Below are 15,174 nucleotides of genomic sequence, written 5' to 3' on the forward strand. Positions count from 1 at the left end.
CGTAAAGCTATCTTTTAAGCTTTCGTCCATGGCAAATTCTCTGCTGCTCACGAACGGCCTCGTCATCGACACCGCGCCCGAACCGACCGTGCTGGGAACCGCCGACGTGCTCGTCGAGGACGGCCGCATCGCCGCGGTCGGCCCGGACCTGGCCGCGCCGGACGGCGCCGAGACCATGGACGCGACCGGCCGCATCGTCATGCCGGGCTTCGTCGACACCCACCGGCACACCTGGCAGGCCGGGATCCGCGCGGCCCTGCCGGACGGCACGCTCCACGCCTACCTGCAGCGCGTCCTCGGCGAGCTGGCGCCCCGGTACCGGCCGGGCGACGTGTTCGCCGGGACGCTCGCCGGGTCCCTGGAGTGCCTCGACTCCGGGATCACGACGCTGGTCGACTGGTCGCACATCCAGCTCAGCGAGGGCCACACCGAGGCGAACATCGCGGCGCTGCGGGCGTCCGGCATCAGGGCGGTGTTCGGGTACTGCTACGGCGGCGACGGCGGCCTCGACGCGCTCGCCGCCGAGACCGGCCGCGTCCACCGCGAGCACTTCGGGTCCGGCGGCCAGGTCACGATGGCGATGGCGGCGCTCGGCCCCGAGATCGGGGGCGACGAGCGCGCTCTCGCCGAGTGGCGGACGGCCCGCGAGCTCGGGCTGCCGGTCACGGCGCACCTGGGCGGCCACGGCGCCGAGAGCGCCGCGCGCGGCCTGGCGTTCCTCGACGCCAACGGACTGATGGACCACCCGGCCACGTACGTGCACGCCAACTTCTACACCGACGAGGAGCTGAAGCGGATCGCCGGAAGCGGCGGGACGGTGTCCGCCGCCCCCGCCATCGAGGCGGCGCTGGACATCGGCGCCCCGCCCACCGGGCGCGCCCGCGCCGCCGGCGTCCCGACCGGGCTCGGCGCCGACACGGTCATCTCCGGCCCCGGCGACATGTTCAGCATCATGCGCGCCGCCTACGTCCTCGAACGGGGGCGCCCGGACGGCGCCGGCCTCGGCTTCACCGTCGCCGACGCGCTGCGGACGGCCACGATCGAGGGCGCCGAGGTCGCGGGGCTCGCGGACGTCACCGGATCGCTGACCCCCGGCAAGCAGGCCGACCTGCTCGTCCTGCGCACCGACACCTTCGGCCTCGCGGCGGCGCACGACCCCGTCGCGGCCGTGGTCCTGTCAGCGGACACGCGTAACGTCGAGACCGTCCTGGTCGGCGGACGCGTGGTCAAGCGCGGGGGAGCGCTGGTCGGCTACGACGTCCCCGCCCTCCTGGCGTCCCTCGCGGACTCCGCCGCGCACGTGACAGCGGCCTGAACCGGGGAGAATCGTCGGCCGCGCGTGGCATGCTGATCGGCGTGGAGTCCGAGATAACGATCCGCGTCGCCGACGAGCTGCTGATGTTCCTGCCCGCGACCCGGCGGGAGTCCCCGGCGCGGGTCCCCTACGACGGGACCTCGACGCTGGGGCACCTCGTGGAGTCGCTGGGCGTCCCCCTGCCCGAGGCGGGCCCGATGACCGCCGACGGCGAGCCCGCCGGGCCCGGCGCCCGCCCCGCCGCCGGGGCCGAGGTGCGCGTGGCCGCGGTCCCGCGCCCCCAGCCCGTGCCGCTGGACCCGGGCCAGGTCGCCCCCCGCTTCCTCCTGGACGTGCACCTCGGCACGCTGGCCCGGCGCATGCGCCTGCTCGGCCTCGACACCGCCTACCACAACGACATGGACGACCCGGCGCTCGTCGTCCAGGCCAACGAGGAGCGCCGCGTCCTGCTCACGCAGGACCGCGGCCTCCTGCGCCGCCGCGCGCTGTGGTTCGGCGCCTACGTCCGCGGCTCGCGCCCCGACGACCAGCTCCGCGACCTGCTCGACCGCTTCGCGCCCGTCCTGCGCCCGTGGACGCGCTGCACCGCCTGCAACGGCGAGCTCGTCCCGGTCGACAAGCAGGAGATCGAGCGCGAGCTCCAGTCGGGCACGCGCCGCAGCTACGACGTGTACGGCCGCTGCGCGGTCTGCGGGCAGGTGTACTGGCGCGGGGCGCACGGCGACCACCTGGAGGAGATCGTCCGCGACGCGACGCGTCTGGTCGACTCCCTCAGGCGGGACGGAACCGGACGGACCGGCGCCGCGGTCTGATCACGAACACGGAGAGGAGCTGGTCGCGATCGATCTCGTGGTGGTGGGGGCGGCGATCCTCGCGGAGGGGCGGCTGCTGGCCGCCCAGCGCGCCGAGCCGCCGCACATGGCGGGCGGCTGGGAGCTTCCCGGCGGCAAGGTCGACCCCGGAGAGTCGGACGAGGACGCCCTGGTGCGCGAGTGCCACGAGGAACTGGCCGTGAAGGTACGCCTGGGCCGCCGCGTGGGCGGCGACTGGCGCCTCAGCGAACGCGCCGTCCTCCGCGTCTGGACGGCCGAGCTGGTAGAAGGCGAGCCGCAGGCCCTGGAGCACCTGCAACTCCGCTGGCTGGCGCCCTCAGAGCTCCACGACGTCAACTGGCTCCCCGGCGACCGCCCGGCAGTAGACCTCCTGGCCGTCCAAGGCCTCAGCTAGGAAATCCTATTCGCGCCTGCGAAGTCGGAGCGGTCGGAGAGTTTGGAGATCTTGACCACGTCGCCGGTCTGGGGGGCGTGGAGGTACTTGCCGTCGCCCAGGTAGATGCCCATGTGGTGCAGGTTGCTGCCGAAGTACACCAGGTCGCCGGAGCGGAGGGCGCCGCGGGAGACCTTCGTTCCCATGGCGAACAGGTCGCCGGTGTAGTGCGGGAGGCCGGGCTTGCCGACCTGGGCGTAGGCCCAGACGACGAGGCCCGAGCAGTCGAAGCTGCTCGGTCCGGCGGCGGCCCACACGTACGGGGAGCCGAGCTTGGTGAGCGCCTTGCGGGCCATCTTGGCGGGCAGGCCGGAGCCCTTCACGGTGGCGCTGAGGCCGGTGCGCGGGTCGCTCGCGTGGGTGGTGGTCAGCTTGTCGAGGCGCTTCATCACCTCGGAGACCTTGGCCTTGGCGGCCTCGCGCGCCTGCTTGGCGTCGTCCCAGGCCTTCTTGACCTGGGCGGTCTTGGCCTTGGCGGTGCGCTCCGCGGCGTCGGCCTGGTCGATCTGCTTCTTCAGGGCGAGGACGGCGGTGGCCTGGCTCTGCGCCAGGTAGGCGCGGTCGGACAGCCCCTCGGGGGAGGCGCCGGAGCCGAAGAGGACGTCGGGGCCGCCGGCCATGTAGTTCGCGGCGGCCAGGCTGCCGAGCTTCTGGCGGGCGGGTTCGGCGAGGGCGCGCAGCCGCTCGGCCTCCCGGGTGGCGTCCTGTTCGGCCTTGCGGGCCTTGGTGAACTCGACGCGGGCCTTGTTGAACTTCTCCGTGAGGATCTCGGCCTCTTCGTTCAGCGCGTCGAGGCTCTTGCGCAGGCCCTTCTCCGTCGTCGGCGTGGGGCTCGGCGCCGTGGGCGCGGAGGCGGGCCGGAACGGCTGGGCGGCGTGGGCGAGGTCCGGCGCGGTGGCGCCGAGACCGATCAGGAGCAGGGTGGCGGTGGCGGTGGGCAGAACGCGACGCCGCCGGGGGGAATCCGGAGCCAAGCCGGTGTTCTCCTCTCCTCGTACGCCTACCGGGTTAGCTGACGGGTTCGGGCCAGGAGTCGCCCTACGACGAGCGTCGATTCACCCCGAGGGTGGTGGGTCCCCGGTTCTCCCGCGGGAGATTCGGCGTTCCGGCCGCAGTCCCCTGGGGGCGGGACTCCGGACGACCGGATCTCGGGCAGATTACAAAGGATGCGCAAAGTTGGCCAATCGAGGTCCGTGTGACCGATGGGGCGAACGACTCGGAGTGGGTGGTACGCACGGCCAAGTAGAATGGGTACGGCCGCACGTCTGCGGCGACTCCCGAACTCTCACGCAAGGCGAACCCGCATGCCCATCTCCACGCGCGACGACCTCCGTAACGTCGCGATCGTCGCCCACGTCGACCATGGCAAGACGACGCTGGTCGACGCCATGCTCTGGCAGTCCGGGGCCTTCCGCGAGAACCAGGACGTCGACGACCGCGTGCTCGACTCCAACGACCTGGAGCGCGAGAAGGGGATCACCATCCTCGCGAAGAACACCGCGGTCCTGCACAACGGCCTGACGATCAACATCATCGACACCCCGGGGCACGCCGACTTCGGCGGCGAGGTCGAGCGCGGCCTGTCCATGGTGGACGGCGTCGTCCTGCTGGTCGACGCCAGCGAGGGCCCGCTCCCGCAGACGCGCTTCGTGCTGCGCAAGGCGCTCGCCGCGCGGCTGCCGGTGATCCTGGTCGTGAACAAGACCGACCGCCCCGACGCGCGCATCGACGAGGTCGTGGACGAGACCTACGAGCTGTTCATGGACCTCGACGCCGACGAGGACCAGATCGACTTCCCGATCGTGTTCGCGTCCGGCCGCGCCGGGCGGGCCTCGCTCGACAAGCCCGCCGACGGCGCCATGCCCGGCAGCGAGGACCTGGAACCGCTGTTCAAGGTCATCACCGAGACGATCCCCGCGCCGTCCTACGACCCCGACGGCCCGCTCCAGGCGCACGTGACGAACCTGGACGCCTCCAGCTACCTCGGCCGGATCGCGCTGTGCCGCGTGCACGCCGGCACGATCAAGAAGGGCCAGCAGGTCGCCTGGTGCCGGCGCGACGGCAGCGTCGAGCGGGTGAAGATCACCGAGCTGATGATGACGGAGGCGCTCACCCGCAAGCCCGCGGACGAGGCCGGGCCCGGCGACATCATCGCCATCGCCGGCATCCCCGACATCATGATCGGTGAGACCCTCGCGGACCCGGACGACCCGCGCCCGCTGCCGCTGATCACGGTGGACGAGCCGGCGATCTCCATGACGATCGGCACCAACACCGGGCCGATGGCGGGCCGCGAGAAGGGCACCAAGGTCACCGCCCGGATGGTCAAGGACCGCCTCGACCGCGAGCTCGTCGGCAACGTGTCGATCCGGGTGCTGCCGACCGAGCGCCCCGACGCCTGGGAGGTGCAGGGCCGCGGCGAGCTGGCCCTGGCGATCCTGGTCGAGAACATGCGCCGCGAGGGCTACGAGCTGACCGTCGGCAAGCCGCAGGTCGTCACGCGGGAGATCGACGGCAAGAAGCACGAGCCGGTCGAGCGGCTCACCGTCGACATCTCCGAGGAGCACCTCGGCGCCGTCACGCAGCTGATGGCGGTCCGCAAGGGCCGCATGGAGCACATGACCAACCACGGGACGGGCTGGATCCGGATGGAGTTCCTCGTCCCGGCCCGCGGCCTGATCGGGTTCCGCACCGAGTTCATGACCGAGACGCGCGGCACCGGCATGGCGCACCACGTCTTCGAGGACTACGAGCCCTGGTTCGGCGAGCTGCGCACCCGTCCGTCCGGCTCGCTCGTCGCCGACCGGTCCGGCGCCGCCACCGCCTACGCCATCACGAACCTCCAGGAGCGCGGGACGTTCTTCGTCGGCCCGACCACCGAGGTGTACGAGGGCATGATCGTCGGGGAGAACTCCCGCGCCGACGACATGGACGTCAACATCACCAAGGAGAAGAAGCTCACGAACATGCGGTCGTCCACCGGCGACGAGCTGGAGCGGCTCACCCCGCCCCGCGCCCTGTCGCTGGAGGAGGCGCTGGAGTTCTGCCGCGAGGACGAGTGCGTCGAGGTCACCCCGACCGCCGTCCGCATCCGCAAGGTCGTCCTGGACGCCAAGGAGCGCGAGCGCACGCGGGCCCGCACCAAGCGCGCCGGCTGAGCGCCGAAGCCGAAAGGGGCGGCCCCGCGGTTCTCGGAACCGCGGGGCCGCCCCTTTTCGTGCGTGCCGCTCAGCTCAGCTGGACGGTGCCCGTGACGTCGGCGGCCAGGCGGAGCTGGTCGCCGTCGCGGAGCGGGGCGTCCACGCCGCGGGGGAGCCGCTCGCCGTTGACGAACGTCCCGTTGGTGGAGCCCTCGTCGCGCACCCAGGCCGTCCCGGACGGGTCGAGCCACACCGTCGAGTGGCGCCGCGACACGTTGTCGTACTGCGTGAACGTGGCCGCCACCGGCGACTGGCCCGCGTCCCGGCCGAGCACCAGGTGCTGGCCGACCGAGACCTTGAGCTCGCCCGTGGGGAACTGGACGCGCAGGACGGGCGTGCCCTTCTGCGGCAGCGGGCGCAGGCACGAGTCGCACTGCGCGGCGCCCGGGTTGCTCAGCACCGCCTCGCAGTACGGGCACATGAACGCCGTGCTGTCGGGCGCGGCCGACCGCTGCTGCCCCTGGTTGTGCTCGTGCGGCAGCAGCGTCGCCTCGCGGCCGTGCGGCAGCTGCGGCGACGGGCCTCCGTGCTGCGGCTGACCCCCGTGCTGCGGCTGGCCTCCGTGCTGGGGCTGGCCGTACTGGGGCTGCCCGTGCTGAGGCTGCCCGTACTGGTGGTCGGCCGGGCCGGGCTGCGGCGCGCCGTACTGGTCCTGCGGTGCGCCGTACTGGTCCTGTGGGGCGCCGTACTGCTGCTGCGGCTGGTACTGGTCCGGCTGCTGCTGTTGCGGCTGCGGCGCGCCCCACTGGTCCTGGGGCTGCTGCGGCGTGCCCCACGGGTCGGCGGGGGGCTGCTGCTGTTGCGGCTGCCCGTACTGCTGCTGCCCGTGCTGAGGCTGGCCCTGCTGCGGCTGCCCGTACGGGGGCTGGCCGGGCTGGCCCTGCCCGTGCTGACCCTGACCGTGCTGGTCATGGGACTGCTGGGGCATGGGCGGACCCCATGCGTCCGGCTGCTGCTGTTGCGGCTGCGGCGCGCCCCACTGGTCCTGGGGCTGCTGCGGCGTGCCCCACGGGTCGGCGGGGGGCTGCTGCTGTTGCGGCTGCCCGTACTGCTGCTGCCCCTGCTGAGGCTGGCCATACTGCGGCTGCCCATGCTGCGGCTGGCCGTGCTGACCCTGACCGTGCTGAGGCTGCCCGTACTGGTGGTCGGCCGGGCCGGGCTGCGGGGCGCCGTACTGCTGGCCCCCCTGCTGCGGCCCCGGCGGCGGGGGTATCCGCTGCGGTTCGTACCCGCCTGGGCCCTGCTGGTGAGCGCCGCCACCGGCGCGCGCCAGGTTGGCCCCGCAGCTCATGCAGAGCAGATCGCCCGGCTGGAACGGCTCGTCGCAGACCGGACAGTTCAAGGTCGCCATGACACATCCCCCGAGCGCACCCCGGCGCGGTCGAGCCTCGACGTGAGGTGCTCCATGTCACCTCTTCGCGGGATCCCGATGTAGTACACCCGCTTTCCCTCCGGCCCTTCGTCCACGGACACCTGTACTCGGGGCCCTCTTCCTTCAGTGTCACCGATCGCTTCAGTGTCACCGACGCCGGCCACTGCCCCGTACCGCTCGCGTCCCAGGGGGGACACCGGCACGACACGCTGGTTGGCCGACCCCCTCCAGAGTAGGGAGCCGTCCGCGGGGTGTCGCCCCCCAGGGTTGAGCCGGTCGACGTACGGCCCGGTGACCACGGCGTCACACATGTCGACGATCTCGCGCGTCACAGCGGCGCGCGAGAGTCGAGAGTAGACATATCCGCTGTAAACCAATATGTCCAACGCAATCGTCTCACGGTCGCGGGTCTCCCGCCACGCGCGGATCCCCCGCACCAGGGCCGCCAGCGCGGCCGGCTGCTGGAACGGTTCGCCGCCCGAGATGGTCACCCCGTCGACCGGTTCGGGAAGGGACGCGAGCCATCCTAGGACCGCTTCGACGGGGATGGCCCGGCCCGGGTCGGCGTCCCACGTGTCGCGGGAGAGGCACCCGTTGCAGTGCAGCGTGCAGCCCTGCGTCCAGATGCCCGCCCGCGTCCCCGGGCCGAGTGTGGTCACCGGGTAGTGCGCCTTGGCGAGCAGGAGCGTCTCGCCGGCGCCGTCTCCGGCCGCCGGGGGACGGCCCGCGCTCACTGGAGGTCCAGGTGCACGATGCTGCCCTCGCGCCGGATCCCCGTGACGGTGACCTTCTCGTCCGGGACGAGCTCCCGGTCGAAGAGCGCGCGCGCCAGCGGGTTGACGAAGTGGGACTCCAGCGCCATGCCGATGCCGCGCCCGCCCTTGGCCAGCTCCTCCGTGCACCACTCGCGGAGCGTCTGGAGCGCGTCCCCCTTCACGGCGAGGACGAGCCGGTGCTCCTCGGTGACCCGCCGGCAGATGTTCGCGAACTGCAGGTCGAAGATCTTGTGCGCGGCCTCGCCGGAGATGAAGTCGAACACCACGATGTTGTCGCCGAACCGGTTCAGCAGCTCCGGCCGGTTCAGCACCGTCGTGAAGTGGTCGGCGACGGCGCCCTTGATGCGCTGCTCGACCTGCTCGTAGGACATCCCGGGTGTGATGTTCTGCACACGGTCAGGGGCCCCGTACGCGGCCCCGTCGCGGGTCGTGAGGTCGCGTCCCGGCACGAACATCCCCAGGTTGGAGGTGAAGATGAGGATCGACTCGGAGAAGTGGACGGTGTTGCCGCGCCCGTCGGTGAGCCGCCCGTCCTCCAGGATCTGCAGGAACTTGTCCAGGATCCGCGGGTGCGCCTTCTCGATCTCGTCGAAGAGGATCACCCGGAACGGGTCCTCCCGGACGGCGTTGGTGAGCTCGCCGCCGGCCTCGTGCCCCACGTACCCGGGCGGCGACCCGATCAGCCGGTCGCCGGAGCCCTCGCCGGAGAACTCGCTCATGTCGAAGCGCAGGTAGGCCGACTCGTCGCCGAAGACCAGCTCGGTGATGGCCTTGGCCAGCTCCGTCTTGCCGGTGCCGGTCGGGCCCGCGAAGAACAGCACCCCGCGCGGCCGGCTGCCCGACCTGGTCGCCTGCGCGCCCGACAGCCCGAGCACCGCCCGCTTGAGGATGTCCAGCGTCTTCGTGACCGCCTGCGGCTGCCCGATCACCCGCTCGGGGACGCGCTTCTCGCCCTCCAGCACCCGGCGCCGCAGGTGCCCGCGGCTCCACGGGTTGTCGAGCACGCCCAGCTTGTAGGTGCGGACCGCGTCCGGCAGGTCGGCGAGGTCGACGTTGCGCTCCTTCGCCAGCCGGGTCACCTCGATCATCGACTGGAGGGTCAGCCCGTCGGCCTGCTCGGCGAACGCGTCGCACGCCGCGGCCGCCACCTCGTCCGACCCGACGTCGCTCACCCCGAACGCGCGGGCCAGCAGCCGCGCCGTCTCCTGCCGGTCGCCGAGGTGCGGGCGCGGGATCGTGATCTCGCGGATGTTCTCGTTGTCGGCCGTCAGCCACGGCGGCAGGTCGCCCGGCCGCTCCACCAGCCAGACGACCGGGTTGTAGAGCGGCTTCGGCCGCGCCCCCGTCACCCGGACGGGGCGCGCGCTGCGCGACAGCTTCGCGCAGAACCGGAAGAAGTCGCGCTCGGCCGGCTCCAGGTCGGTCGGGGTCCGGGCGATGCGCGACGCCGAGTCGATCACGAAGGCGGCGCGGACGTTCTCCTGCGGCCGGGCGACCGCGGCCAGGTGCCGCGTCAGCCCCTCCAGCGAGGGCTTCTCGTCCGCCTTGACCTTGCCGAGCAGCGACTCCGCCGCCGCCGCGGCCTCGTCCCCGGACGGCTCGGTCGGGCCCGGGACGATCTGCAGCCCGTCCACCGGGTCGTAGACGGCCATGAAGGCCGCGCCGCTGGAGCGCAGCGTCTCCCACAGCAGCGCCCGCAGGGGCAGCAGCACCGCCGGGCCGCCGTCCGGCGAGGGAGCCAGGAAGCTGTCGTGCAGGTTGCCCGACAGGACGTACTGGGAGTGCACCGAGAGGGTCGCGTCCAGCTCCCGGATGAACGGCGGCCAACCCAGCAGCCGGCCCCCGAGGGTCGGCGAATCAATGCTCATCTAGTCACTCCACTCCGTCCGAGCGCCCCCTGCACACCTCACTTGTGACGCTCGCGGGAGCGTTCGCGTTGGGCGGCACGGCCCCTAGTCTGCCGTGCCTCCGCCGAAACGGGCAGCTCACGCACTCCGGGCTCCAGCCGCCACGCCACGTCCGAGCGGATCCCCTCGCCGGCCAGGCGCTCGCGCGCCGCCTCGAACGCCTCGCACCACTCCCGTTCCCGCTCGACGTCCACCCGGCGGTCGTCCTCGCTCTCGGCGGGCCGCTCGCGCACCATCGAGGCGCGCACGTGCGCGGCGTCGTCCACGCGCATCCGGACGCTGTGGTCGGGCCAGGCGCCCTTGGTCAGCGTCACGGTGCCGTCCTCGGCCGTCAGCGTCTCGAACCCGGCCTGGACCTCGTACCCCATGTCCTCGAACGCGGCCGTGATCGAGTCGAGCACGTACCGGCGCTCGGCCTCGGCCTGCTCGGCGGCGTCGCGCTCGGCCGCCAGCCGCCGCTCCTCCTCCCGCCGCTCCCGGGTGCGGCGGTTGGCCTCCTGGATCCGCAGCCGCACCTCCTGCAGCACGCCCTCCGCGTCGGCCGGCGTCGCCGCGCCGGCCAGCAGCCGGGCCGCCTCGGCGACCGCACGCCGCTCCGCCTCCCCGGCGTCGGGCAGCAGCCGCACCATGATCCGTTCGAGGTGCTCGCGCACGTCGGCGGCCCGCGGCGGCGGCGAACCGTCCCGCACGCCGGCCGCCAGCCCCTCGGCGGGGACGTCGAAGATCTGCGCGCCGACCTGGGCGGCGAGATGCTCGGAGAGGCGCCGCTCGGCCTCGTCCAGGACGGGGTCGGTCGCCGCGCACCAGGCGGTCAGCTCGGCGGCGGACCGCTCGGCCGGGTCGAGCCGGCCGGGCAGCGGCACCTCCGCACCGATCTTCGCGCGGGTCTCGGCGAGTGCGGCGATGCGCGCGTTGCGCTCCACCGTCTCGCGCAGCGCCCGCTCGTGCGTGCGGACCTCGGCGAGCGCCGCGGCACGCGCCTCGGCGGGCCCGGCGGCGAGCGCGGCCAGCGCCTCCGCGCCGCGTCCGGCCAGGCCCGCGCCGTGCCCGAGCAGGCGGGTCATGCCGAGGCTGAGCACCACCGCCGCGTCCAGCGCGATGTCCGCGTCGATCCCGCTGCTCATGGGGTCCCTCCGATCGTCCGTGCCTGCCGCCAGTGGTGCAGCCGCACCCCGGCCGCGACGGCGTGCGCGGCGGGGACGGCGATGAGGACGAGGACCCACAGCAGGCTCGCGATGGACGTCACCGCCGCGAGCAGGAGGAGGAAGAGGAGCAGCGGCACCGTCGCGGCGGCGAGCACGCATCCGCAGCCGCGCCGCCCGGTCTGCCGCGCGGCGCCCGACATCGTCTGGGACGCCGTCGACAGCCCGCGGCCGCCCGCGCCGAGAATGCCCGAGAGCATCGCCCAGGGCCCGTGGGGGAGGTAGTCCGCGCCCTGTGCGCGCGCCGCGAGGACCTCGCTGCCGCACTGCACCGCCCAGGCGAGCACGGACACGACGGCCAGAACGCCGAAGGAGACGCCCGAAGAGGAACTGTGCAGGCCGACCGATGTCGTGCCGTCGTCGTTGCCGCCGCCGCCGAACAGCGAGCCGATCATCCAGCTGCCCAGGAGCCAGAACAGCAGCAGCGGCGACGTCAGCGCGACCGCCTTCGCCATCGCGGCGCCGCGGCCGGCGAGCCGCTGCCGTTCGCGTTCGGCCCAGTGCGTGCGCAGCGCCTCGTCGCGCTGCTCGGCGGCGTGCCGCTCGCGCGTCCGCGACTCGCTCTCGGCCACGGCTTCGGGTGCGGCGCGGGCCACGGCGAGCAGCCGCAGCGGATCGTCGCCGGCACCGTCCACCATCCAGGTGAACCACGGCACCGGTTCGGAGACCGGCTCGCGGGCCCGTGCCGCGCCCTTGGCGATCAGCCGCCCGGTCTCGTCGGGACGCGCCGCCAGCGCGAGCAGGGCGAGCAGCACGGCGGGCGGCTCCTCCGCGCCGGCGTCGGGCAGCCGGCCGGCGAGGCCCGGCGGCGCGGCGGCCTGCTCGCGCAGCCAGCGCACCAGGTCGTTCCATGCCGACACGTGCGCGCGCCACTGGTCGTCGACCCGGGCCAGCTCCTCGCCGCCCGCGAAGCCGGCGAGGACGGGCAGCAGGCGGTGCTCCCACAGCGCCCGCCCGATGAGGCAGGCGGTGCGGTGGTCGGGATGGCGCCGGTCGGCGGCCAGGCCCGCCAGCCCGGGCAGGTCGGCGGCGGTGATCCGGCGGCCGAGGTAGTGCGGGGGCATCGCCGGATCCAGCCACCGCACGAGGTGCAGGAGCTTGACGTCGGGCGGCAGCGTGGTCATGAGGTGGCCGTCGACGAGCGCGATGCGGCCGTCGTCGGGCACCTCCGCGAGCCACTCCCGCAGGCTCCGCCACGCCTCGCCGGTCTCGCCCCGGCCGAAGAAGTACTGGGCGGCGTGGTCCCAGTTCTCGACGAGCGCGCGGGCCAGCTCGCTCCTGCCGGTGTAGCGGCGGCCCCTGAACGGCAGCCCGGCGCCCGCCGGGACGCTCTCCTCCGCGACCCGCGGCGAACCGCCGTCCAGCCACTCCCGAACCTGCTCGCCCGTCCATCGCGCGCGCGGGTCGCGGGTCAGCAGCCCCTGGCACAGCAGCCGCAGCCGGGGGTCGGAGACGTCGTCCGCGCTGACCGGCCGCGTCGCGAGATGGTCGACCACGACGGTCTCGCTCAGCCCCTGGAACGGCGGCCGGCCCGTCGCCAGCTCCCGGACGATCATGCCGAGCGACCACCAGTCGCGCGCCGGCGACACCTGGCCGGACAGGGACTCCGGAGCGGCGTAGGCCAGCGTCCGCGACGACGAGGCGAACACCACGCTCTGGTCGAGGACCCGGCTCAGCCCGAAGTCGGCGATGGCGAGCCGCAGCGGCTCCCCGCCCAGCACCAGGACGTTCTCGGGCTTGAGGTCCCGGTGGACGATGCCGGCCCGGTGCAGCGCCTCCAGACCGGCGGCGAGCTGGGCGGCGACCTCGGCCACCGTGTCCTCCGGGAGCGGCCCCTCGTCCATCAGCGCCCGCAGGTTGCCGTCCGGCGCGTACGCGGCGATCTCGTAGTCGCGCCCGTCGGCGTGCCCCGTCTCCAGGATGCGCAGGACGTTCGGCGCGTCCAGCGCGGGCAGCTTCGCCCACACCTCCCGGTCGGCGCGGTACCCGCGGCGGAAGATCTTCACCACGAACTCGGCGCCGTCGGCGTCGCGCACCAGGAGCAGGTCGGACTCGGCGCCCTGCACGGGCAGCTCGGCGACCGTCGCGTACCGCTCGCCGAGCACGGCCGGCAGCCGCATCAGCGGATCCCCGGGACCGTGCCCCTCCCGCCGGGTCGACGACGCCGGGCGCGGCCCGGGCACCTCCGCGTCCCGCCGCGTCGTCCCGGCGTCGCGCCGGGTGTCGCGTGGCGGGGCGCCATCGAACTCGCCCACAGCCGTCCCGTCTAGCCCTTGTCCTTGATGGCCCGAAGATACTCGCTGATCTTGAACTGGTTGATGACGAACTCCAGGGCGATCCGGGTCGCGAACACCTGGAAGAGCCACGCGAACGGGGACCCGAGGAGGAGCATGAGGCCGAACGCCGCGCTGTCGTCGAGCCACGCGATCCCGTACACCGCCATCAGCAGCGCGAACAGGGTGATCGGGATCAGCGCGAGCACGTAGAGGATCTTCACCACCCGCGTGGTGATCATGGTGTCGAAGTTGAGGTCGAACAGCCCTCCGAACACGTTCCCGCCCCTCGGCTCGCCGGGCGGGGGCGCCCATCCCCGCGGCGGCTCCGGGTACCCGGAGGCCGGGCCGGGCGGGCGGGGGCCGGGGACGGGGCCGGGGAAGGGGCCGCCGGGCCCGGCGGGCCCGCCGGGCGGTGGACCGTAGGGCCCGCCGGGACCGCCGGGCGCCTGCGGACGCGGAGGGTTGCCAGGGTCCGGTGGGTTCGTCATCACCGTCGTCTCCAGTGTGGGGACCGCTACACGGAGACTCTAAAGCCTGGCCCCGTCCGCCGCCGGAACCCGCCGCGCGACGATCCCGTATCGCGCGGGGGCCCGGTGCGGACGCGCGGGCCGGCGGTGCCAGGTTCTGGCCCCGCCGGTCCGCGACGGCGCGAGGCGCGGCGCCGGACCGCGCCGGAGGTCAGGCGGCCGGGACGCCGGTGGCCGGCTGCGCGGACCGCACCTCGGCCTGGTTCGGCTTGGCCGCCAGGCCCGGAAGGTCGGTGGTCGCGGCGCGCAGGCGGGCGATGCCCTCGGCGCCGAGGTCGCCCAGCATGATGTCGTAGGCCAGGTCGCGCACCGTGTCGACGCCGACGGACGAGTGGAGCATGGCGCCGATGGTCTCGGTGAGCACCCGCTCGTAGGACTCGAACGTCACCGCCTCGGCCACCGCCGGGTTCCACTCCAGCTGGTCGCCGGCCGTGACGTGCAGCTGGAGGCCGCCGGTCACCGGATCCACCTGGTCCAGGTCGATCTCGGCGGCGACGCGGCCGCGGGCCGCCGGGGTCCCGTCGTCGGTGAACAGCAGCGCCGGGACCGAGAAGGTCACCTGCTCGGCGGGCTTGCGCGGCCGGACGGCGTTGCCGCGCGGCACCGCGGGGACGTCGACGTGGTCCAGCTGCGACAGCATCCGGAACGTCGCCAGGCCGAGGATGCTGTTGATGGCCAGCGCGGTCGCCCGGGTCACCGTCTCCGTCTCGCCGGGCTTGCGGGTGAGGTAGCCGCTGAAGCCGTAGGCGATGATGCGGTCGCGGACGGGGGAGCGGAGGAAGATGCGCAGCCGGACCCCCGCGACGGGGAGCTCGAACTCGGCCTCGCCGTCGCCGACCTCGGACCGGACGAAGCCGCCCTCCGACGCGGTGAGCCGGCCCACCAGGGCCAGCGTCCCCTCGTTGCCGCTGCGGGAGAGGCTCAGGACGTAGAGGTCGCCGTCCAGCTCGGTGATCACTTCGTCGCCGAGGACGACGGCGAGGGCCCGCGCCGTCTCGTTCAGGCCGTGCAGGGTCCTGCGCGGCATGCGCAGCCGCAGCTGGTTCTGCGACGTCACCCGCCCGCCGACGGTGTTCTCGACGTGCTCGACCTCCCGCTCGGCCTGCTTGCCGGTGTAGTTGCGCAGGCTGAATGCCAGGACCTCGTTGTCCGTGCGCACCCCGCAGGTCGCCTTCAGGGCCTTCTTGGCGCTGAGCGGGTAGGGGGCGTCCTGCCGGACGTATTTGGTCGCGTCCACGAACACGGGGACGTCGTCGTCGAAGAGGCGCCGGACGTAGAATTCTTCCTTGGTTTGCGCTGGCACTGTTGCACCCTTCTCCGTGTCCTGCCGCCG

13 protein-coding genes and 1 riboswitch are annotated in these 15,174 nt (G+C 73.5%); of the genes, 5 read left to right on the forward strand and 8 right to left on the reverse strand.

The genetic code is table 11. The features are described 5' to 3' along the window. The first annotated feature begins 28 nt into the window (after positions 1-28). The 3 genes from ABD944_RS16045 to ABD944_RS16055 are packed head-to-tail and all read left to right on the forward strand — an operon-like array spanning position 29 to position 2,542. Positions 29-1,315, forward strand: a complete 1,287-nt coding sequence (locus tag ABD944_RS16045; protein ID WP_345177029.1) for an amidohydrolase family protein — start codon at positions 29-31, stop codon at positions 1,313-1,315. Between the two features lie 29 nt (positions 1,316-1,344). Further along, a complete protein-coding gene (locus ABD944_RS16050) occupies positions 1,345-2,127 on the forward strand; it encodes a Mut7-C RNAse domain-containing protein (protein ID WP_378188490.1) in 783 nt (260 codons plus the stop codon). A 28-nt stretch (positions 2,128-2,155) separates the two neighbouring features. After that, positions 2,156-2,542: a (deoxy)nucleoside triphosphate pyrophosphohydrolase gene (locus ABD944_RS16055; RefSeq protein ID WP_345177232.1), complete on the forward strand. Its 387-nt coding sequence runs from the start codon at positions 2,156-2,158 to the stop codon at positions 2,540-2,542. On the opposite strand, the gene ABD944_RS16060 is transcribed toward ABD944_RS16055, so the two are convergent. Further along, on the reverse strand, positions 2,539-3,555 hold the full coding sequence (locus ABD944_RS16060) for a C40 family peptidase (RefSeq protein ID WP_345177034.1): 1,017 nt from the start codon (positions 3,553-3,555) through the stop codon (positions 2,539-2,541). The genes ABD944_RS16055 and ABD944_RS16060 overlap by 4 nt on opposite strands. 7 nt (positions 3,556-3,562) lie before the next feature. Further along, positions 3,563-3,694, reverse strand: a riboswitch (cyclic di-AMP (ydaO/yuaA leader). Positions 3,695-3,885: 191 nt separating this feature from the next. Here ABD944_RS16060 and typA point away from each other — a divergent pair. Continuing rightward, positions 3,886-5,739 (forward strand): translational GTPase TypA, encoded by a 1,854-nt coding sequence (typA, locus tag ABD944_RS16065; RefSeq protein WP_345177035.1) that lies wholly within the window; start codon positions 3,886-3,888, stop codon positions 5,737-5,739. 70 nt (positions 5,740-5,809) lie between these two features. Here the strand turns inward: typA and ABD944_RS16070 are convergent, their stop codons facing one another. Continuing rightward, a complete protein-coding gene (locus ABD944_RS16070) occupies positions 5,810-6,202 on the reverse strand; it encodes an FHA domain-containing protein (protein WP_345177037.1) in 393 nt (130 codons plus the stop codon). A gap of 51 nt (positions 6,203-6,253) precedes the next feature. Here ABD944_RS16070 and ABD944_RS16075 point away from each other — a divergent pair, with 51 nt between their 5' ends. Next, complete coding sequence (locus ABD944_RS16075) at positions 6,254-7,216, forward strand: hypothetical protein (protein WP_345177038.1); 963 nt, start codon at positions 6,254-6,256, stop codon at positions 7,214-7,216. Here the strand turns inward: ABD944_RS16075 and ABD944_RS16080 are convergent. The 6 genes from ABD944_RS16080 to ABD944_RS16105 all read right to left on the reverse strand — a co-directional run bounded on the left by ABD944_RS16080 (position 7,120) and on the right by ABD944_RS16105 (position 15,144). Further along, positions 7,120-7,887, reverse strand: a complete 768-nt coding sequence (locus tag ABD944_RS16080; RefSeq protein ID WP_345177040.1) for a 4Fe-4S single cluster domain-containing protein — start codon at positions 7,885-7,887, stop codon at positions 7,120-7,122. The two genes, ABD944_RS16075 and ABD944_RS16080, sit on opposite strands and share 97 nt — an antisense overlap. Next, entirely contained in the window at positions 7,884-9,797 is a 1,914-nt protein-coding gene (locus tag ABD944_RS16085) for an AAA family ATPase (protein WP_345177041.1), read from the reverse strand. The genes ABD944_RS16080 and ABD944_RS16085 overlap by 4 nt, the downstream gene beginning before the upstream one ends. 38 nt (positions 9,798-9,835) lie before the next feature. Beyond that, positions 9,836-10,960: a response regulator receiver protein gene (locus ABD944_RS16090; RefSeq protein WP_345177044.1), complete on the reverse strand. Its 1,125-nt coding sequence runs from the start codon at positions 10,958-10,960 to the stop codon at positions 9,836-9,838. After that, a complete protein-coding gene (locus tag ABD944_RS16095; RefSeq protein ID WP_345177046.1) occupies positions 10,957-13,293 on the reverse strand; it encodes a serine/threonine-protein kinase in 2,337 nt (778 codons plus the stop codon). Before ABD944_RS16095 ends, ABD944_RS16090 begins: the two co-directional genes overlap by 4 nt. A gap of 11 nt (positions 13,294-13,304) precedes the next feature. After that, positions 13,305-13,802 carry a DUF4282 domain-containing protein gene (locus tag ABD944_RS16100; RefSeq protein WP_345177049.1) on the reverse strand — a complete coding sequence of 166 codons (498 nt, stop codon included), beginning with the start codon at positions 13,800-13,802 and terminating at the stop codon, positions 13,305-13,307. A 190-nt stretch (positions 13,803-13,992) separates the two neighbouring features. Beyond that, positions 13,993-15,144: a hypothetical protein gene (locus tag ABD944_RS16105; protein WP_345177052.1), complete on the reverse strand. Its 1,152-nt coding sequence runs from the start codon at positions 15,142-15,144 to the stop codon at positions 13,993-13,995. Positions 15,145-15,174 lie beyond the last annotated feature (30 nt).

Origin of the sequence: Actinomadura verrucosospora, assembly GCF_039540335.1 — a bacterium.
GTDB lineage: Bacteria > Actinomycetota > Actinomycetes > Streptosporangiales > Streptosporangiaceae > Spirillospora > Spirillospora verrucosospora.